19 protein-coding genes are annotated in these 18,151 nt (G+C 52.8%); 9 read left to right on the top strand and 10 right to left on the bottom strand.

Features of this window, described 5'->3' with window-relative positions:
- The first annotated feature begins 113 nt into the window (after positions 1-113).
- On the top strand, positions 114-764 hold the full coding sequence (locus ACN28R_RS03050; RefSeq protein ID WP_231604360.1) for an AzlC family ABC transporter permease: 651 nt from the start codon (positions 114-116) through the stop codon (positions 762-764).
- Positions 761-1,072, top strand: a complete 312-nt coding sequence (locus tag ACN28R_RS03045) for an AzlD domain-containing protein (protein ID WP_095833548.1) — start codon at positions 761-763, stop codon at positions 1,070-1,072. The genes ACN28R_RS03050 and ACN28R_RS03045 overlap by 4 nt, the downstream gene beginning before the upstream one ends.
- A gap of 56 nt (positions 1,073-1,128) precedes the next feature.
- Here ACN28R_RS03045 and ACN28R_RS03040 read toward each other — a convergent pair whose 3' ends face one another.
- From ACN28R_RS03040 to prmB, 6 genes are read right to left on the bottom strand one after another with little or no spacing between them, the layout of a single operon-like run.
- Positions 1,129-1,416: a YfcL family protein gene (locus ACN28R_RS03040; RefSeq protein ID WP_095833547.1), complete on the bottom strand. Its 288-nt coding sequence runs from the start codon at positions 1,414-1,416 to the stop codon at positions 1,129-1,131.
- 34 nt (positions 1,417-1,450) lie between these two features.
- Complete coding sequence (locus ACN28R_RS03035) at positions 1,451-2,008, bottom strand: elongation factor P hydroxylase (protein WP_095833546.1); 558 nt, start codon at positions 2,006-2,008, stop codon at positions 1,451-1,453.
- A complete protein-coding gene (locus ACN28R_RS03030; RefSeq protein WP_048638063.1) occupies positions 2,008-2,808 on the bottom strand; it encodes a sulfite exporter TauE/SafE family protein in 801 nt (266 codons plus the stop codon). Before ACN28R_RS03030 ends, ACN28R_RS03035 begins: the two co-directional genes overlap by 1 nt.
- Before the next feature lie 7 nt (positions 2,809-2,815).
- Positions 2,816-3,646 carry a penicillin-insensitive murein endopeptidase gene (mepA, locus tag ACN28R_RS03025; protein WP_095833545.1) on the bottom strand — a complete coding sequence of 277 codons (831 nt, stop codon included), beginning with the start codon at positions 3,644-3,646 and terminating at the stop codon, positions 2,816-2,818.
- Positions 3,647-3,652: 6 nt separating this feature from the next.
- The gene (aroC, locus tag ACN28R_RS03020) at positions 3,653-4,738 is read right to left on the bottom strand and encodes a chorismate synthase (protein WP_095833544.1); all 1,086 of its coding nucleotides are present in this window, start codon (positions 4,736-4,738) and stop codon (positions 3,653-3,655) included.
- Positions 4,739-4,790: 52 nt separating this feature from the next.
- Complete coding sequence (prmB, locus tag ACN28R_RS03015) at positions 4,791-5,723, bottom strand: 50S ribosomal protein L3 N(5)-glutamine methyltransferase (protein ID WP_095833543.1); 933 nt, start codon at positions 5,721-5,723, stop codon at positions 4,791-4,793.
- Between the two features lie 171 nt (positions 5,724-5,894).
- Here prmB and smrB point away from each other — a divergent pair, with 171 nt between their 5' ends.
- Positions 5,895-6,431, top strand: coding sequence for an endonuclease SmrB (gene smrB, locus ACN28R_RS03010; RefSeq protein WP_048638059.1), 537 nt, complete (start codon positions 5,895-5,897; stop codon positions 6,429-6,431).
- Positions 6,432-6,485: 54 nt separating this feature from the next.
- Here the strand turns inward: smrB and sixA are convergent, their stop codons facing one another.
- A complete protein-coding gene (gene sixA, locus ACN28R_RS03005; protein ID WP_048638058.1) occupies positions 6,486-6,971 on the bottom strand; it encodes a phosphohistidine phosphatase SixA in 486 nt (161 codons plus the stop codon).
- Positions 6,972-7,819: 848 nt separating this feature from the next.
- On the opposite strand from sixA, the gene ACN28R_RS03000 reads away from it, so the two are divergent.
- From ACN28R_RS03000 to ACN28R_RS02980, 5 genes are all read left to right on the top strand, one after another.
- Positions 7,820-8,365: a Csu type fimbrial protein gene (locus ACN28R_RS03000; RefSeq protein ID WP_048638057.1), complete on the top strand. Its 546-nt coding sequence runs from the start codon at positions 7,820-7,822 to the stop codon at positions 8,363-8,365.
- Between the two features lie 179 nt (positions 8,366-8,544).
- Positions 8,545-9,072 carry a Csu type fimbrial protein gene (locus tag ACN28R_RS02995; protein ID WP_095833542.1) on the top strand — a complete coding sequence of 176 codons (528 nt, stop codon included), beginning with the start codon at positions 8,545-8,547 and terminating at the stop codon, positions 9,070-9,072.
- A 17-nt stretch (positions 9,073-9,089) separates the two neighbouring features.
- Positions 9,090-9,878 carry a fimbrial biogenesis chaperone gene (locus ACN28R_RS02990; protein WP_095833541.1) on the top strand — a complete coding sequence of 263 codons (789 nt, stop codon included), beginning with the start codon at positions 9,090-9,092 and terminating at the stop codon, positions 9,876-9,878.
- Positions 9,879-9,903: 25 nt separating this feature from the next.
- Positions 9,904-12,300, top strand: coding sequence for a fimbria/pilus outer membrane usher protein (locus ACN28R_RS02985; protein ID WP_095833540.1), 2,397 nt, complete (start codon positions 9,904-9,906; stop codon positions 12,298-12,300).
- Between the two features lie 4 nt (positions 12,301-12,304).
- Complete coding sequence (locus ACN28R_RS02980) at positions 12,305-13,267, top strand: Csu type fimbrial protein (RefSeq protein ID WP_095833539.1); 963 nt, start codon at positions 12,305-12,307, stop codon at positions 13,265-13,267.
- Between the two features lie 92 nt (positions 13,268-13,359).
- Here ACN28R_RS02980 and ACN28R_RS02975 read toward each other — a convergent pair whose 3' ends face one another.
- The 3 genes from ACN28R_RS02975 to mlaA form a co-directional block, all read right to left on the bottom strand.
- Positions 13,360-13,656, bottom strand: coding sequence for a YfcZ/YiiS family protein (locus ACN28R_RS02975; protein WP_095835709.1), 297 nt, complete (start codon positions 13,654-13,656; stop codon positions 13,360-13,362).
- 441 nt (positions 13,657-14,097) lie between these two features.
- Complete coding sequence (gene mqo / locus ACN28R_RS02970; protein ID WP_095833538.1) at positions 14,098-15,687, bottom strand: malate dehydrogenase (quinone); 1,590 nt, start codon at positions 15,685-15,687, stop codon at positions 14,098-14,100.
- 376 nt (positions 15,688-16,063) lie between these two features.
- Positions 16,064-16,825 (bottom strand): phospholipid-binding lipoprotein MlaA, encoded by a 762-nt coding sequence (gene mlaA, locus ACN28R_RS02965; protein ID WP_048638052.1) that lies wholly within the window; start codon positions 16,823-16,825, stop codon positions 16,064-16,066.
- Positions 16,826-17,183: 358 nt separating this feature from the next.
- On the opposite strand from mlaA, the gene ACN28R_RS02960 reads away from it, so the two are divergent.
- Positions 17,184-18,131, top strand: coding sequence for a formate/nitrite transporter family protein (locus tag ACN28R_RS02960; RefSeq protein ID WP_048638051.1), 948 nt, complete (start codon positions 17,184-17,186; stop codon positions 18,129-18,131).
- The last annotated feature ends 20 nt before the right edge of the window (positions 18,132-18,151 follow it).

Genomic DNA, 18,151 nt, shown 5'->3' with positions numbered 1-18,151 from the left:
AGTTTCTTCTGAGGATATGATTATCTATGAATACACCGGAGGCTGGCTGGTTAACGCCAGATGAAAAGAAAACGCTATCTCCATGGCGTGGCTTTGGCGCCGGGGCGGTGGCGATGTTGCCGCTGTGCCTGTCGGTCATTCCGTGGGGGATTCTGGCGGGTTCAATGGCGATACAATCCGGGCTGAGCCTATGGCAGGCCGTCGGAATGTCCGCCATCATCTTTGCCGGCGCTGCGCAACTCGTCACGCTGGGCCTGCTGATGTCCGGCGCCAGTTTGTTTACCATCGTTGTTTCCATCTTTTTTCTGACCGCCCAACATTTTATTTACGGACTGACGCTCAGGGAGTTCGTTTCCCTATTACATGTCCGTTACCGTATTCCAATCGGTTTTCTGCTTACGGATGAACTCTTTGCGCTAAGCATGGCGAAAAAGAATAAAGCCGTGCTGACGCCGGGGTATCTGATTGGCGCCGGACTGGTATTTTATCTTTGCTGGAATATATGCAGCCTGCTGGGCATTTTTATGGCGAACGCCATTCCCGATCTGGGGAAATATCATCTCGATTTTTCAATTATCGCCACCTTTATTACGCTAATCGTACCCATGATCAATCGCCTCAGCGTCTTTTCCGGCGTGGTATTCTCTCTGCTTGCGTCTATGCTGCTGTCTTACTACCACGTGGAAGGGGCGATAATTATTTCCGGCCTCTGCGGAATGATGTTTTCCGTCATGGTTTCACGCACCGCGGGGGAGAAAGTATGAGTTGGTTATTACTGTGCGCGCTGGCCGGGATCGTGTTCTTCAACCGCTATATCTTCCTTGAACCCCGAACGCCGGTAAAACTGCCGGATCTGGTGCATGAAGCGCTGAAATACTCGGCGCCTTGTCTGCTTAGCGCGATCTGTGGGCCCGTTATTCTGCTAACGCAGGGGGAGTTGCGGCCGTTTCCTGATAATCCTTATTTCTGGGGAGCGGTTTTTAGCGTCATTATCGCGTTTTTTATCCGCAGTATGGTTATTTGCGTTCTGCTCAGTTTGTTGTTCTTTTATCTGCTATGCACGCTGTTTTAAAAGAACTGCGCGCTATTCGTTCCGGCGGGCGGCCCGCCGGCACAAGATAATCAGAGTTAATGCGTTTGCCGGCTCATCGCCTGCTGAAATAACCTTTCCCACATCTCATTCACCAGGACTTGATCCGGCGGGGAAAGCTCACCGTTTTTGATGGCGTTATCAATACTGCCGCTAACCCGCGCATAAAGCGCTTCCGGAGTATGTTCGCCGTTCTCCTCCGCTGCCGCCACTGACACTGTCAAATGACCTTGCAGATAACCGCCGGCAAAAAGTTCGTCGTCGCTGGCATGCTCCACCATGTCATCAATCAGCGCCAGAATACGCGCCTCAAATTCTGCGATCATTTATCATCCTCAGTTAATCGGTTTTCAGCACGATTCAGCAGAGATCGGCTGGATAGGGAAAGCGCTCTGCCGTCAGCGGCGGCGTATTGTAAAACGATTGCAACGCATTAATAAAGCGCGCGGAGCGTGTCGGGATCCCCTGCTGCAGATAGAGCATCACCTGTGCATGAACCCGGCGTTGAAAAGCAATACGATCCGGCTCAATGTCGCCATTCAGATTGTCGCAGCTGACGTTAAACGGAAAATCCGCCGCCACGCAAAACAGCCAATCAAATGCCTGCGGTTTAATCTCAACGGATTCAAACTGAGACTGGGTCAGTGCATCACGCCCATCGGGGCAATACCAGTAGCCGAAATCCACCTGCAAACGCCGTTGTTCGCCGGCGACGCACCAGTGGGAAATTTCATGCAGCGCGCTGGCATAAAAACCGTGCGCAAAGATAATCCGATGATACGGCGCCTGCTCGTCCGCCGGCAGATAGATGGGCTCATCGTCCCCCTTAACTAAGCGGGTGTTGTACTCTTCGCTAAAGCAATCATTAAAAATATCAATTAATTGCTGATAGTGGTGCGTGTTGGTCTTTGTCGTCATCAGAAAAATTGCCCCAGCCACTGTGCGATATCATGACCATGACTGTCATAAATAAGTTTGCAGCTCATGATAGCGGAAACAATCACCAGCATGGGACGAATCAGTTTCTGCCCTTTGCTCAACACCATTTTGGCGCCGAGCCGCGCGCCGATAAACTGCCCCGCCAGCATCACCGCGCCTAAGCCCCACACCACTTTCCCGCCGAGCATAAAAAACAGCAGCCCGCCGAAATTAGAGGTGAAATTGAGGATTTTGGCATGTGCCGTCGCCTTTGACAGATTAAAACCGCTCAGCGTGACAAAGGCCAATGCATAAAACGATCCGGCCCCCGGACCAAAGAAGCCGTCATAGAACCCGACGCAGCCGCCCGCGATCAACGCAAACGGCAGTCCTGACAGCCGGTGTTGCCGATCTTCATCGCCAATTTTCGGCGACAGCAGGAAATAGAGGCCGATGCCGATGATCAGCATCGGCAACAGTTGGCGTAGAAAATCGGCGTGGATCTGCTGGATCAGCCAGGCGCCAAACGTTGAGCCGACGAACGTCAAGGCGATCGCCAGCTTTTGTTCCCCCAAATTAACCGCCCGCCGGCGAATAAAATAGAGGCTGGCTGAAAACGATCCGCCCATGGATTGCAATTTATTGGTCGCCAGCGCCTGTGCGGGCGATAGCCCGACGGCAAGCAAAGCCGGTACGCATAATAAACCGCCGCCGCCGGCGATAGAGTCGATAAATCCCGCCAACACCGCGACAAAAAACAGAATGGCCAACATTTCTGGCCCAACAACAAACCAATCCATAATTCATTTATTCCGCGGCAAAATGTCTATCGATCAAAGCCTGGCAAGAAGGAGGCAACGGCGGCGGAGAGGTTTTGACTGGCGGTTCCTGCCCCGGCTGCTTAGGTTGGAACCAACTGGTTAACTCGGCTCCGCATCCGTCGCCTGCGGGCGGCGGCGCCTGTTCCTGACACTCCAGGCTATCGGCCGGACAGCGCAGACGAACGTGCATATGCGCACGGTGGCCGAACCACGGGCGGACCTTGCGTAACCAGTCGCGATCCTGACCCGCTTCGGCGCACAGTTGTTTTTTTATCGCCGGATGAACGAAAATGCGCGTCACCTCGCTATCTTTCGCCGCCAGCTTCACCAGTTTCTCCACTTCGGGTTGCCAGACGCGGGGATTAATCTGGCGGCCATTTCCCGCGACCAAATCGATAGGCTGCGGCTTAAGAAGCTGTTGCTCACTCCAGCGCTGTTTCGGCAATTGCAGCCAGATATCAACATCCAGACCGGACTGATGGCTGGCATGACCGCTGCTAAAACGCCCGCCGGCCGGCATCCCCATATCGCCAATCAATACGTTGGCGGCCGTACGGCGTTTAACCGCCGAACTCAGACGGGTAATAAAAGCCAACAGATCGGGATGGCCATAGTAACGTCGTTGATCGACGCGCATGACTTGATAATCCGGCGACTGCAGCGGCAGCGGTTGCGCGCCGATGATGCAACCGTTGGAAAAGCCGCCGATGGCCTGAGACGCGCCCGCAACCGGGTGCGTGATTTCCTGCCAGGGGGTCTTCGCCCATAGCGGTGCGCAGCATGCCAATGCGATAAACCCAATAAACCCTTTTTTCATCATGTGTTACCAGCGGGGAACCTGACTTTCAACATCGCCGCACTGCGCACGCTGGCGCAGCAGGTGATCCATTAACACAATCGCCATCATCGCTTCGGCAATCGGCACCGCACGGATCCCCACGCAGGGATCGTGACGCCCGCGGGTCACCATTTCCGTCGCCTCGCCCTGACGGTTAATGGTTCTTCCCGGCACCATGATGCTGGATGTCGGTTTCAATGCCAGATGAGCAATAATGTGCTGGCCGCTGCTGATGCCGCCTAAAATACCGCCGGCGTGGTTGCTCTGGAAACCCTGCGGGGTAATCTCGTCGCGGTTTTCGCTACCGCGTTTCGTCACGACCGCAAATCCGTCGCCAATCTCCACCCCTTTCACCGCATTGATACTCATCAGGGCGTGTGCCAGATCGGCGTCAAGACGATCAAACACCGGTTCTCCCAACCCGGCGGGAACGGATTCCGCTACCACGCTGACCTTGGCGCCGATGGAATCGCCTTCTTTCTTCAGCGCCCGCATCAGCTCATCCAATGCCTCCAATTTGTCGGCATCCGGGCAGAAAAAGGGATTCTGTTCAACCAGACTCCAGTCTTTCAGCTCACAGGTCACATCCCCGATCTGCGAGAGATAGCCGCGGATCTTCACACCATGCATCTGTTGCAGATATTTTTTCGCTATCGCCCCGGCGGCGACCCGCATCGCGGTTTCACGCGCCGAAGAACGGCCGCCGCCGCGATAATCGCGCAGACCGTATTTTTGTTCATAGGTGTAATCTGCATGACCCGGACGGAAAACATCCTTAATGGCGCTGTAATCCTGCGAGCGCTGATCGGTATTTTCGATCAATAAACCGATGCTGGTTCCGGTGGTAACGCCTTCAAATACCCCGGAAAGAATACGGACCTGATCGGGTTCGCGGCGCTGAGTCGTGTAACGGGACGTTCCCGGGCGGCGACGGTCCAGATCGTGTTGCAGATCGGCTTCCGTCAGCGGGATCCCCGGCGGCACGCCGTCAACCACACAGCCCAGGGCAATTCCGTGGGACTCACCAAACGTGGTGACGCGGAAAAATTGCCCAATACTGTTTCCTGCCATCACAGCTCCTTAGCGTATAAGTATAAATAGTGGTTCTAACTTATGCATCGAATCAGTCACGGTATAGGCTGAAATGCGATTGGCAATCAATAAGTTGAGATTTGGTTAACATAAATACCCCGTCACCGCCGTTGTCGAACTCCAGCCAGGTGAACGGGATATCGGGATATTGATCGATCAGGTGCACCATGCTGTTGCCCACTTCGCAAATCAGCACGCCGTCATCGCTGAGATAGTCCGGCGCACAAGCCAAAATACGGCGCACCAGTTTCAGACCATCGCTCCCTGCCGCCAGCCCTAATTCTGGCTCATAGCGGAACTCCTGCGGCAGATCCGACATGTCTTCTTCATCGACATAAGGCGGATTGGTCACGATCAGGTCGTACTGGATCGCGGGCAAGTCGCGAAACAGATCGGAACGGATGGGCGTAACGCAATGTTCCATGCCGTGTTGCTGTATGTTCTGTTCGGTCACGGTCAGCACATCCGTAGAGATGTCCACCGCGTCGACTTCCGCTTGCGGAAAAGCCTGGGCGCAGGCAATCGCAATACAGCCGCTGCCGGTGCACATATCCAGAATATGCCCGGGCGCTTTTGGCAGCAATTCACCGAAGTAATTACCGATTAATTCGCCGATAGGCGAACGCGGCACCAGCACCCGCTCATCCACATAGAACTCCAGGCCGCAGAACCAGGCTTTGTTGGTCAGGTAGGCGACCGGGATGCGTTCATTTACCCGGCGAATAACGCGTTCGACAATGCGATGGCGCTCGCTGGATGTTAAACGGGAGGTATACATATCCTCTGGAATATCAAGAGGTAAAAACAGGCTGGGCAGAACCAGTTGGACGGCTTCATCCCACGGATTATCCGTCCCGTGACCATAATAGACATTGGCTGCGTTAAACCGACTGACAGCCCAACGCAACATATCCTGTATGGTATGAAGATCGTTGATGGCCTCGTCGACGAAAATTTTGTCCAAGGTTATCCTCCGCAGACACATCTGAATGGAAAATTGACGCCTAGTTTGCCATGAAGCCCGCGACAAATCAGCAGTTATAACCCGTAGAGCTAAGGGTTAGGCCGACTTTTATTTAGCGGCGGAACAGAGAAAAGGTAAACTGGCGGGATGTTGATGTAGAGTGAACGACCAATGAAGAATAAATACGCACTGAATGACGAAGAATTACAGCTCTTTCGCGCTTCAGTCTCCGGCACTAAAAAGTTACGCCAGGATACCTATCTCCATAAGCCGGTACGCCGCAAACTCAGCGAGTTGCCGCCCAGACGGGCATTGCAGGAGCAGGCCGATGCCAGCTTTTATTTTTCAGACGAATTTCAGCCGCAGTTGGAAAGCGACGGACCGACTCGTTACGTTCGCCCTGGCGCCAACCACTATGAATTGAAAAAACTGCGGCGGGGAGACTACTCCCCCGAGCTGTTTCTCGATCTGCATGGCCTGACGCAATTGCAGGCCAAGCAGGAACTGGGGGCGCTGTTGGCCGCCTGCCGCCGGGAACACGTCTATTGCGCCTGCGTCATGCACGGTCACGGCAAACATATTCTGAAACAGCAGACGCCGCTGTGGCTGGCGCAACATCCCGATGTACTGGCGTTTCACCAGGCGCCCAAAGAGTTCGGCGGAGATGCCGCGTTGCTGGTGCTCGTCACCCTGGATGCGCCGTCGTAAAAATAACCCGGGCGGCGCCCAGACAATACCGTCTGTTGGCAAGAAGCGCCTTGGTTATGAAATCTTCCGCGCCAGCTGAGACGGACTGACCTGCCAGTCGAACACCCCTTGCCCCGATTGCGCATCGACGCTGACGCAGGCAATGGCCGAAGTCGCAAACATGGGCGCCGTTTCGGCAGGACATAACTCCGCGACCAGATAGCCGACCAATGGCAGGTGAGAGACCACCAGCACCGAGTCCGTCCCTTCTCTTGCCAACGTTTGCAGATAATAGCTGACTAATTTGGCATTGCCGCCGGGCGTTAGCTCCGGCAGGCATTCGTCCTCCACGGACAATGGCAAAATATCCCTAATCGCCGCCAACGTTTGCTGCGCGCGCAGGTAAGGACTGACCAAAATGCGATCGATATTCATCCCCTGGTTATTCAACCAAAACGCCATCTTCTGCGATTCATCATAACCACGCGCACTCAGGGGCCGCAGCGAATCGCTGGCAGCATCAGGTACGGCATCACCATGACGCATAATCAAAACTTGCATATCACACCGCTATGTTGATGACAAACATTGTAATCAAAATGATTACGAATCAATAAGTTGATATGTAAAACAGGCCAGCCTGATACCATGTCAGCTTACAACGAGAGGTTATTATTACAGATTCCTGTTGTAAATTTAATCACTAAATAAAGTGGGTGTTTTCGCTTCCTTCCGCGGGCTCGTCAGGTATGACAAATTGCAGCGAACCGGTTATTTCCACCAAAATCAATCTACGATAAGCCGGTGGTCACATTCAAACGCCATCTCAAGCTCACCGTTCCTCCTTTCGTACGCCCTTAGCCAAGGTAGAGATAAAGATCATCATTTTGGATTAAAACACCACAAAAACCCAAGAACAAGGAATAAAAAAACATAAAATAGCAACATCATTACCTTTTAAACTTTTTTATTACATATCAATATGCACGCATTGTTAAACATCCATTCTGCTTCTATCTTTAATTTGATAGGCTAATTATCCTTAATAAATAAAAATAAAATCCCGTCATAGATAATTGCATCATCAGGCGCGGAGAAATAACCATTGGCATTACAAATAGCATTCGCCACTATTATTTATGTGGAACGTTACGATTAATATATTAATAATCATATTAATCTCCCTGCGGTACTTTTTATTTTCACCATGAAAACATCCAAACACGCTGAAAACACAGAAGGCTCAGCCATTCGATTAATATCATCCATAATAATGATTAACTTTATCGTTATTAATAAATGGTTAATACGCCACCAGCGACGGGAATAACGACAGGTATGCCGATGAATTATCCAGCCTGTTTCTTATTACTGGTGAAATAAATGCGGTTAAATATAAAGGAGTTAATATGAATGCAAAGAAAACGCTCTTACCTCCCCTGGTAGCGTTGTTTGCGCTGGGCGGCGCTTCAGTCGCGCACAGTGAAACGGTCACTGGCAATATCGGAGTGACATTAACCATTACCACGGCATGTGCGGTGGACAGCGGCACCAGTAGCGGCAGCACATGGGGCTCCATCGATTTCGGCACGCACGACAGTCTGGCCACCAATATTGACGGTCAGGTGACCAGCACCGCCGGAAGCGGATTAACGGTGATCTGTTCAACCGGCACGCCCGCAACCGTGCGCATCGGTACAGGGGCAAACGACAACAGCTCGCTACGAACGCTGGCATCAAGCGGGGGCAGCTACAATATTCCCTATCGTTTATACACCGACGCCAATATGACCACGGAAATACCGCTGAACGACACCACCGGCATTGCTCTCACCGCCACCGGGAGCGCGCAAACCATTCCCGTTCATGCCCGCATTCTGCCTTCGGATCAAACCATTCTGGCGCCAACCGCAGGCACCTATACCGATACGGTTGCCGCCACCGTTGAATGGTAGTGATGTTCAAGGCCATCACCGTTTGGTTTTGGCCTTTTTTATGATGGTTAAATCACAAGGAAGCGCGAATGCAGCCCGAATTTATCCCTTATGCCATCAGGCAGTGGGAGCGGCCACACCCTTTTCGGCCCGATGTCCCCGTTATTACTGCCCCCCTTGATTAACGACAGGAAAGCAGAATGTCATGCCGACCAATGCTGTTCATCGCTTTGCTGCCACTGGTCGCCGCTCCAGCCGGGGCATTGACCGTGAGCAGCACCTTTACCGTAGGCGCGGAAATTCAGAAAGGATGCGCGTTCGGCAATAACGTCGGCAGCAGTATATCCGATCTGGGAAACATCGATTTCGGTACGCAAAGCGCCGCCGTCGCCAATGTCGACGTGGCCAGTTCGGCGGGCAACGGATCGATTGTCGTGACTTGCACGCCCGGCATAACGGTGTCCATCGAACTGGACTATGGGCTGCACGGCGGAAGCAGTTCGCGGCGCTACGTCATGAATACGGCGGGAACGCGTTCGCTGCCGTATCAGCTCTATCGCGACGCGTCGCGTACGCAGGTATGGGGAACCGGTGATTTGGCGATGAGCATTTCATCTTTTCCCGCCGCCACGCAGACCTACACCGTGTATGCACGATATTTCGGCGCCGCGCCGCTGCCGCCGGCAGGGGAATATACCGATAGCGTAACCGTCAGTGTGACCTATTAAAATAGGCATAATAAAACATGAAGAAAAAATTAGTCATTTTTATTCAATTAGTTATGCTGATAGTGGCTATCAGCGCCGCGCGCTGCTTCGCCGCCAGCAATATTCTCGTCTGGCCGATTTATCAGGTTATCGAGTCCGATGAAAACGCCTCCGCCCTGTGGCTGGAAAACAAGGGCAGCGCGCCCGTGGGAATGCAAATCCGGATTATGGCCTGGAAGCAGGTGGATTTTAAGGACCGCTATGCCGAACAGCAGGACGTCATCGCCACGCCGCCCTTCACCTCGCTCGATCCCGGCAAGCGCCATATGATTCGTCTGATGCGCGCCACCCCGGCGCCGGCTAATACCGAACGCGCCTATCGCATCATTATCGACGAGATCGCCGAACCCTATCGCGATCGGCAGACGCCGAAAATGGGATTGCAGTTTCAAATGCGCTATCTATTGCCGTTATTTATTGACGGCGAAGGCATATGGACGCAGGAGCGTCCCGGCAAAAAACGCGCCATCGATGGTCCGATTCGGCCAGATTTGTACTGGAGTATCGTGTCGGTCGCGGGGAAACCCTATCTTTCCCTGCGTAATAACGGACGGGTTCACGCCCGGCTCAGTAATGTGTATTGGTCGACAACGCCGGACGGCGCCAGCAACAAAATCACCATGACCAGCGGTTTTCTGGGCTATGTCCTACCCGGACAGGAAATGCGCTGGCCGCTGCCGGCGGGCACCGCGGTGCCGGGAAGTTCCCAGCAGCTTTTTACCAATTTATCCGATATTACCGAGCCGGTTCTGATTAAACGTAAATAACGTGCTCTTTATTAGCAAGGATATAATGAAGATAGTCATTAACGTGAGAAAATATGCCATCGCGGCGCCTCACGCATTATTGGCCTCTGCCGTCTGTCTATTATTTTTTTATTCTGCATCGCCCTATGCGGAAGAATATACCGATCTGCCGCCGCCGCCGCGAGTCCGGCCGTCAATTGATGAAGCCGTTTATTATTTAACCCTTGTCGTCAACGATCAGAGTAATAATATCGTTGTACCAGTTAATTATCGCAATGGAAATTATTATGTAGATGCCTCGGTACTGGAAGAAAATAAAATCAGATTGCCGAAAAAAACGTGGGGACAGGTTAATGTCAATCAACTGCCTGGCGTCAAAGCGGAGTACGATCCCAGTCAACAGCGATTAAAACTGACCGTACCGCCTTCCTGGCTCCCCGAACAGAGCGTCGAGGGCGGAGCTATCGGTTCGGAACGTATCCAACCACGCAGCAGCGTGGGATTGCTGTTTAACTATAACGCCTATTACTCCGCCCCGTCCGGCGGCGCAGACACGCTGAATACCCTAATGGAACAGCGCCTGTTCAGCGACTACGGCATTCTGTCCAACACCGGCATCTACAACTTCAGAACCGAAAACGGCACCGGCGGCCAGCCTGACGGTTATCGACGCTTCGATACTTACTGGCGCTACAGCGACAGCGATCGCGTACTGACTTATCAGGTGGGGGATTTGGTCAGCAACTCGCTGACCTGGAGCAATTCCGTGCGCATGGGCGGCGCGCGCGTCAGCCGCAATTTTGGTTTGCGCCCCGACATCGTGACCTATCCGATGTTGCAGTATACCGGCTCGGCAGCGGTTCCCAGCACGCTGGATCTGTTTATTAATGGGTATAGGGCCAATAGCACCACCCTGAATCCCGGCCCGTTCACGCTAACCAATACGCCGTATCTCAACGGCGCCGGCGAAGCGACGGTCATCACCACCGACGCTCAGGGGCGGCAGGTGTCCACCACCATCCCGTTTTATGTTTCCAACGAACTGCTGCGCGCCGGTCTGAGCGATTTCGACTTATCGGTGGGCGCGCTGCGCCAGGGCTACGGATTCAGAAATGAGGCCTATTCCTCCAACCCGGCTTTCAGCGGCATTTATCGTTACGGCCTCACCAACTGGCTGACGCTTTCCAGCCATGCGGAAGCGATGCAGGATCTGTATCTGGCGGGCGCAGGCACCGATTTTACCGTTGGCCGCTGGGGAACGGTCAGCGCGTCGTACAGCCAAAGCGAAAAAAACGCCAGCGGCCAGCAATACACGCTGGGATATTCCTATTACGCCCAATTATTCGGGCTGAACCTGCAACATGCCAAACGCAACCCGTCGTATCGCGATCTGACCACCATTTACAGCGATATGCCCCTCAGCCGCGAGAGCAATCAGGCCACACTGAGCACCCAGCTGTTCGGCAAGGGAAACGGTACGCTGGGCGTCGGCTATTTCGATATCACCTCGTCCGATCGTTCGCGCATCAAATTACTGAACCTGTCTTATAGCCGTCAGTTGTGGAAAAACAGTTCGATCTACGCCGCCCTCAACAAAACGCTGGGAGAAAATGACTACAGCGCGCAGATCCAACTGGTTGTTCCCTTTGGTTCAAGCGACACCATCAACGCCGGCGTGCAGCGTGACGCGAACAGCAATTACGCTCCCCGCTTGGGGGTCACCCGCGCCGCACCTACCGACGGCGGATTCGGCTGGAACCTGGCTTACGCCGCGGGGAAAAATCCTTATCACCAGGGCTCGCTGAGCTGGCGCGGCCCTTACAATCTGCTGCAGGGCGGCGTCTACGGTAATGAAGGCAACACCACGCAGTGGGGGGAAAGCAGCGGTTCGCTGATCTATATGGACGGCAGCCTATTTCCCAGCAATCGCATTAACGATGCCTTCATCATCGTCGATACCGAAGGCTACGAAGGGGTGCCGGTCAAGTACGAAAACCAGTTGGTGGGGGTAACCAACCGACGGGGACATCTGCTGGTGCCCTGGGTGACATCCAACTACTCGGCCAATGTAGCCATCGATCCGCTGCCGCTTCCCGCCAATGTGGAAACACCCCGCGTAGAAGATCGCATTTCGGTCAAGGAAGGCAGCGGTATCGTCGTGACCTTCCCCATCCATCAGGTGCTTTCCGCCAATATTGCTTTACGTAATAGTCAGGGCCAGCCGCTGGCTATCGGCACCTGGGTTACCGAGGAGGTCAGCGGCGCCACGACCATCAGCGGCCACGATGGACTGGCGTATTTTTCCAATCTTGGCGCCGTTAACCGTTTACGGTTTAAACAGGAAGACGGTCAGACCTGCCGGGTGGAATTCACCCTGCCCAAAAACCTGACCATGATGGCGAGTATCGGTCCGCTGACCTGCCAAACAGACAATAAAGGATAAAACCATGCTGAAGAGTTCGCTATTACGCATCGCTGTGCTGATACTGGGGCTGAGCGTCGCGCCGTATGGATTTTCCGCCTGTACGGCGCCCGCCAGCAGCACGGTTCTCGGTCCGTACGCCTCTTCCGTCGTAGGCGTTAACGGAACATCGCAGATAGTCACCTCCGGCAGCGGGTTCAGTTGCAGCGGCAGTGTTCTGAGTCTCATCAGCACCAACACCATTACGGCGACGATTGTCGGCGACACTAATGCCGCCGGCAACACCATGCGGCTACGCCGCGACAGCAGCAGCGACTATATTGCCTACACGTTGTGCATGGATTCCGGCTGCGCATCGCTCTACGATATTGGCTCCAGCAATACCTGGAGCCAGACCACCTTTCTGGGGCTGCTGGGATTGTTCAATGCCTCCGACGGCACGCTGCCCATCTACATCAAAACCAGCGTGGGCAATAACGTCGCCGCCGGAACCTATACCGATGTCATCACGATCAAATGGGATTACAAGGTATGCAGCGTCGGGGTATTGGGGTTATGCGTTTACAGCGAAGGCACCCTTACATCCACGCTGAGTCTGTCGCTGACCATCACCAATGACTGCCTGATCGCCAGCGCTCCCAATATCAATTTCGGCATCGCGGCGCTGCCCGCCGATTTTCCGCCGGTCAGCAGCAGCATCGGCGTAAACTGCACCAAGGACGGCGCCTATACGGTGAAGCTGACCAGTTCACATCCCGATGATGACAACTGGCGCAGAATGACAGCCAGCGTAAACGGCACGCCATACTATCTGCAATATCAGATTTATCGGGACAACATCGCCTGGACCGAAAATGCCGACTACGCCGACACCGGATTAGGACTGGTACAGAGTATTCCCTATACCGCACGCATCAATAGCGCCCAGGCCAACCAGCCGGCAGGCGCCTATACCGATACCGTCACGGTAACCGTGACCATTAATTAGGCTCGCCCCTTCATTACGGGGAGATCAGCGGGAATGGCAAGGAGAAGAATAAAAATAGGGGCCGCGCATGGCCCCGGAGTGCATCGCAGAAATTAACGCAGGCCCAGTTGGAAGATCATCGTTTCGGCCTGGCAACTGAAGATAAAATCGATATCCAACTTCACGCCACCGTCCACGGTGTCCAGCTTGCTGTTGATCTGGCAAGGTTCGGACTCCACAGAGCGGGCTTTATCCGTCAACGCTTTCAGCACCGCTTCGGCCTCGGCGCGATCGGCAAAAACCTTACTATAAGACGCGGTGCAATCGGTATTATCCATCACCGTGCCAACATCTACGCAGCAGCAAGCGGCGGTTTCTTCAGCACTACATTTGTTGATCGAGTTCGTCATCATTTGCTCCTCTACGGGCAGTAACCTATAACCTTCATCTTTCAAGCCGCCGGTGCGTTGGCCGCCTTCCTGCAACTCGAAATCTATTGGGTATATATGCAGATATGATCTGGTTCAAAAAATGGTTATTCGCTCCTATTCTACTCACCGAGTCGCCACAGCACTAGAACTTACTGTCCATAGGGGCATTTAGTGATATTTGTCACACTCTATTGTTGTGCCTGTGTAAAATTTACGTGATCTTTCCTTGTCCAAAATAGCCGGAATGTTAGACCGATCTTGTTTTGCATCATTTTACATACTCGAATAATACATTTAATCAACGATATGGCTATTCCGTGCATCGACCATGACGTGAATGAAAAACACCGCTTTAGCCTGTCATGGCGCCGCGCCTAAATAAAAGGCCGCTTTCGCGGCCTCAGAGAGAAGTCTTACCCGTTATTCCGGTTTAACTTCAATGTAATTCAAATTCAGGGTGCTGCTGGTGTAACGCCGAATGTCATTGGTCATTTCAATATTTCCATCCAGCTTATGACCATATGAAGGGATGATTTCCTTCAGTTTGGCCTGCCATTCCGGCGTAGCGACCTTATCTTTAAACACTTTTTCCATCAGGTTCAGCATGATTGGCGCAGCGGTGGAGGCGCCGGGAGAAGCCCCCAGCAAAGCCGCGATTGAACCATCCTGCGAGCTGACAATCTCGGTGCCCAACTTCAACACCCCGCCTTTATCGGCATCTTTCTTGATGACCTGGACGCGCTGCCCGGCAACGATCAGTTTCCAATCTTCCTTCTTGGCGTCAGGGAAATACTCCTTCAAGGCGGCGAAACGGTCGTCGTCATTCATCATCACCTGACTAATCAAATATTTAACCAGGTCAAAATTATCCAGCCCCACGTGAGTCATTGGCAAAACGTTGGAGAAGGTAACCGAACCAATCAGATCCCACAGCGACCCATTTTTCAGGAACTTGCTGGAGAAGGTGGCGAATGGCCCAAACAACACGACGGGCTTGCCGTCAAAAATACGGGTATCCAGATGGGGAACCGACATTGGAGGCGCGCCGACAGAGGCCTTGCCGTAGACTTTCGCCATATGACGTTTCACCACCTCAGGGTTATCCGTCACCAGGAATTCGCCCCCCACCGGGAAACCGCCATAAGCGTCGGCTTCAGGAATGCCGGATTTCTGCAACAGCTGTAATGCCGCGCCACCAGCGCCAATGAAGACAAACTTGGCTTTGATGACCGACTCTTTCTCGCCGTTTTTCAAATCGGCGTACGTCACGCTCCAGGTTTTATCCGCATTCCGCGTGATAGCCCTGACTTCAGAATTAAGGTGCAGAGCGAAATTCTGTTTCTTCTTCAGTGAATCAACCAACTGGCGGGTAATTTCACCGTAGTTGACGTCCGTACCGATCGGCATACGCGTGGCGGCAATCTTCTGCGCCGGATCGCGGCCTTCGATAATCAAAGGCGCCCACTCTTTGATCTTATTCGGATCTTCAGAGAACTCCATACCGCGGAACAGGGTACTGTGCTGCAGCGCCTGATAACGCTGGTTCAGGAAACGGGTATTTTCATCTCCCCAGACAAAACTGATATGCGGAACGCTGTTGATAAAAGAGTTAGGGTCGTGAAGAATGCCGTTCTTGACCTGATATGACCAGAACTGGCGCGAAATTTCGAATGCTTCGCTGATGGCCACCGCCTGGCTGATATTAATCGGGCCATTAGGGTTTTCCGGGGTATAGTTCAGTTCCATAAAGGCTGAGTGGCCGGTTCCCGCGTTGTTCCAGCCATTGGAACTCTCTTCCGCCACATTATCCAAACGCTCTATCATGTCGATAGACCAGTCCGGTTGAAGCTCTTGCAAATAAGCGCCAAGCGTCGAACTCATGATCCCGCCGCCAATCAGCACAACATCCGTGGTTTTTTCGGCTGCGGTCGTCGTATTTTCTTCCGCCGCGACCTGCTGGGAAACACTAGCCATACCCAGGCATAAAATCATAGTGAGTAGTTTTTTCATGCTTATATCTCTATTCATTGAATTTTTATAATTGCAGGCAAATAGACTCTCCAGACATCCCTTACCGCCAGCGCAATCATCGTCCTCATGATAGAAAATAGTCACTAATGGCCTTTTTGCTAATAAGGTTTTTAACAAAAAAAATCAATTGGCTGACTCTTTTCAGCACAAAGGGCGTCAATTCCGGCTGTCGGTGTAACATTATTGTTACCCATGCGTGGAAATGAAATTTTTGTAAGTAAAAAAATAGACAACATTGTAATAACTTTTAAGAAACAAACCATTTTACCTATCGATGAAAAAGGCGTTCCGCAGCATTTTATAAAAGCCAAAGGCCCCCGAAGGTGCCTTGGAACAGAACGAACATACGATACGCTTACTCGGCGGAGTCGATTTCACCAAGAGAATCTTCAATCGCTGCCGCATTGGGATTCACCTGCGGAGTGATCTTCCCGTCACTGGCCAGAAAATCATGCCGTTGGAAATAGGCTTCACGTATCATCAGGTACGGATCGGAAGAATTGCGCAGCAATCCGTCGGAATCCAGCAGTTGAGCCCGGGTCTCCAACCCTTCCAGCACCCATTTACCCGCCGACATCCAGAATGTCAGGTAGCTCAACGTCGGATAAAGCGTATCAACGACACCGCCGCCATCTTCACGGATGGTGGCGCTGCCATAGCCAGGCAGAACCACATACGGTCCATAGCCCATACCATAATTACCCAGCGTGCTACCGAAACGGCGAGGTTCCTCTTTCGCCAATTTAGGATTCGCCATTGACGCCACATCAATCAACCCGCCCATTCCCAACAGGGTATTCAGGAAAAACCGATTGAAATGCACCATGGCTTTATACGGTTTGCCTTCGACAAAGTAGTTGACCATTGACGCCGGCTCAGACAGGTTATCAAAGAAATTGCTCAGCCCATTACGCGCCGGGGACGGCACATAGTCTCGCCATGCAACGGCCGCGGGTCTCACCAGATACGGATCCAGCACATCATAGTTAAAACTGAACATGGTACGGTTAAAACCTTCAAGCGGGTCTGAACGCCCTTCTTGAGACCGATCCCCGGAACTGGCACAGCCGAGAAGTAACAAACTGGCAAGCAGCACCCCGCTCAGGCGGTAATTCATATTTTTGTTCTCCCTGATTATATTGCGTTATACCCGAGGCTGAGAATGGGGCATTCCCAGAGCCTGCTCGGCCCATCAGGATGGGAAGCAAAGGGCGGAATATCGGCCGACAGTGTAACATTTTATTGCTCTGCTTCTACTTTAGCTTGTGCATTTTCAGGTATTTATCAGACGATCCCCAAACTGTCGTCGTGACGTCACACACATGCCGGCATCACGCACAGTTTAGCAGCCGGACTGCACACTTTCCCCTTCCGCCGACATAACGAGAATAGCATCGGAGCCGCAAGCTGGTGATACCACCCAGGTTGAAAGCGACTACGCTTATAACAATAAAGGGACAGCAGAGAGAGTACAGATGAATCAACCGTCGGTAAAACAGCCTATACATAAAGAAAAAGCCAACCAACGCCAACATGATAAAAAAAACAATGAAGTAGACAGCGAAGAAAAAAACCAGGGAAAAGAGATCGAGCTTGATGCAGAAATGCTCCCGTCGCCCGCCGCCGCCATACATGAAGAGATTCGTCAGGAAGGTCAAAAAGAGCTGGAACGAGACGGCATGGCGCTGTTCTGGTCGGCCATCGCCGCCGGCTTGTCCATGGGAACCTCGTTCATGGCTATCGGCATGCTGCACATTAATCTGGTTGGCGTTCCCGGTGGTTTTTTACTGCAAAGTTTTGGCTACACCATTGGGTTTGTGATCGTCATTATGGCCCGCCAACAGCTATTTACCGAAAATACCGTCACCGCCGTGCTGCCGGTGATGCACCGGCCGGCACGCCATAATTTCTATCTGTTGTTCCGCTTATGGGGACTGGTGCTGGCGGGCAACCTGGTGGGAACCGCGCTTGCCGCACTGGCCTTCACCCACATGCCGGTGTTTGACGGCGCCACCCGCGAGGCGCTGATTGAAATCTCCATGAAAGTCATGAAAAATTCGCCGACAGAAATGTTTGCCAACGCGGTCGTTTCCGGCTGGATTATCGCCACCATGGTCTGGATGCTGCCGCACTCCGGTTCGGCCAAAATATGGGTCATCATCATCATGACCTGGATGATCGCATTCAGTAATCTCACCCATATTGTTGCCGGCGCCTCGGAAATTTTTTATCTCGTATTTATCGGCAAAATCGCCTGGCAGGACTTCATCTGGCCTTTTGCACTACCGACGTTGGCGGGCAACATCATCGGCGGCACCTTTATTTTTGCCCTGATCAGCCACGCCCAAACGCGCAACGACATGAGCAACAACGCGGCGCAAAAGCCGGGCGAGCAGAAAAAGCAAAGCCGCGGTAAGAAATAAAGCGGCCCAACTGCTGACAG

This window comes from Brenneria goodwinii (assembly GCF_002291445.1).
In the GTDB taxonomy this organism is placed as follows: Bacteria; Pseudomonadota; Gammaproteobacteria; order Enterobacterales; family Enterobacteriaceae; genus Brenneria; species Brenneria goodwinii.
This window is presented reverse-complemented; position numbering and strand designations above follow the sequence as displayed.

Coding starts and splice junctions, on each gene's coding strand:
- ACN28R_RS03050 (WP_231604360.1), top strand. CDS start 114: ATGTTGCCGCTGTGCCTGTCGGTCATTCCGTGGGGGATTCTGGCGGGT.
- ACN28R_RS03045 (WP_095833548.1), top strand. CDS start 761: ATGAGTTGGTTATTACTGTGCGCGCTGGCCGGGATCGTGTTCTTCAAC.
- ACN28R_RS03040 (WP_095833547.1), bottom strand. CDS start 1,416: ATGATCGCAGAATTTGAGGCGCGTATTCTGGCGCTGATTGATGACATG.
- ACN28R_RS03035 (WP_095833546.1), bottom strand. CDS start 2,008: ATGACGACAAAGACCAACACGCACCACTATCAGCAATTAATTGATATT.
- ACN28R_RS03030 (WP_048638063.1), bottom strand. CDS start 2,808: ATGGATTGGTTTGTTGTTGGGCCAGAAATGTTGGCCATTCTGTTTTTT.
- mepA (WP_095833545.1), bottom strand. CDS start 3,646: ATGAAAAAAGGGTTTATTGGGTTTATCGCATTGGCATGCTGCGCACCG.
- aroC (WP_095833544.1), bottom strand. CDS start 4,738: ATGGCAGGAAACAGTATTGGGCAATTTTTCCGCGTCACCACGTTTGGT.
- smrB (WP_048638059.1), top strand. CDS start 5,895: ATGAAGAATAAATACGCACTGAATGACGAAGAATTACAGCTCTTTCGC.
- sixA (WP_048638058.1), bottom strand. CDS start 6,971: ATGCAAGTTTTGATTATGCGTCATGGTGATGCCGTACCTGATGCTGCC.
- ACN28R_RS03000 (WP_048638057.1), top strand. CDS start 7,820: ATGAATGCAAAGAAAACGCTCTTACCTCCCCTGGTAGCGTTGTTTGCG.
- ACN28R_RS02995 (WP_095833542.1), top strand. CDS start 8,545: ATGTCATGCCGACCAATGCTGTTCATCGCTTTGCTGCCACTGGTCGCC.
- ACN28R_RS02990 (WP_095833541.1), top strand. CDS start 9,090: ATGAAGAAAAAATTAGTCATTTTTATTCAATTAGTTATGCTGATAGTG.
- ACN28R_RS02985 (WP_095833540.1), top strand. CDS start 9,904: ATGAAGATAGTCATTAACGTGAGAAAATATGCCATCGCGGCGCCTCAC.
- ACN28R_RS02980 (WP_095833539.1), top strand. CDS start 12,305: ATGCTGAAGAGTTCGCTATTACGCATCGCTGTGCTGATACTGGGGCTG.
- ACN28R_RS02975 (WP_095835709.1), bottom strand. CDS start 13,656: ATGACGAACTCGATCAACAAATGTAGTGCTGAAGAAACCGCCGCTTGC.
- mqo (WP_095833538.1), bottom strand. CDS start 15,687: ATGAAAAAACTACTCACTATGATTTTATGCCTGGGTATGGCTAGTGTT.
- mlaA (WP_048638052.1), bottom strand. CDS start 16,825: ATGAATTACCGCCTGAGCGGGGTGCTGCTTGCCAGTTTGTTACTTCTC.
- ACN28R_RS02960 (WP_048638051.1), top strand. CDS start 17,184: ATGAATCAACCGTCGGTAAAACAGCCTATACATAAAGAAAAAGCCAAC.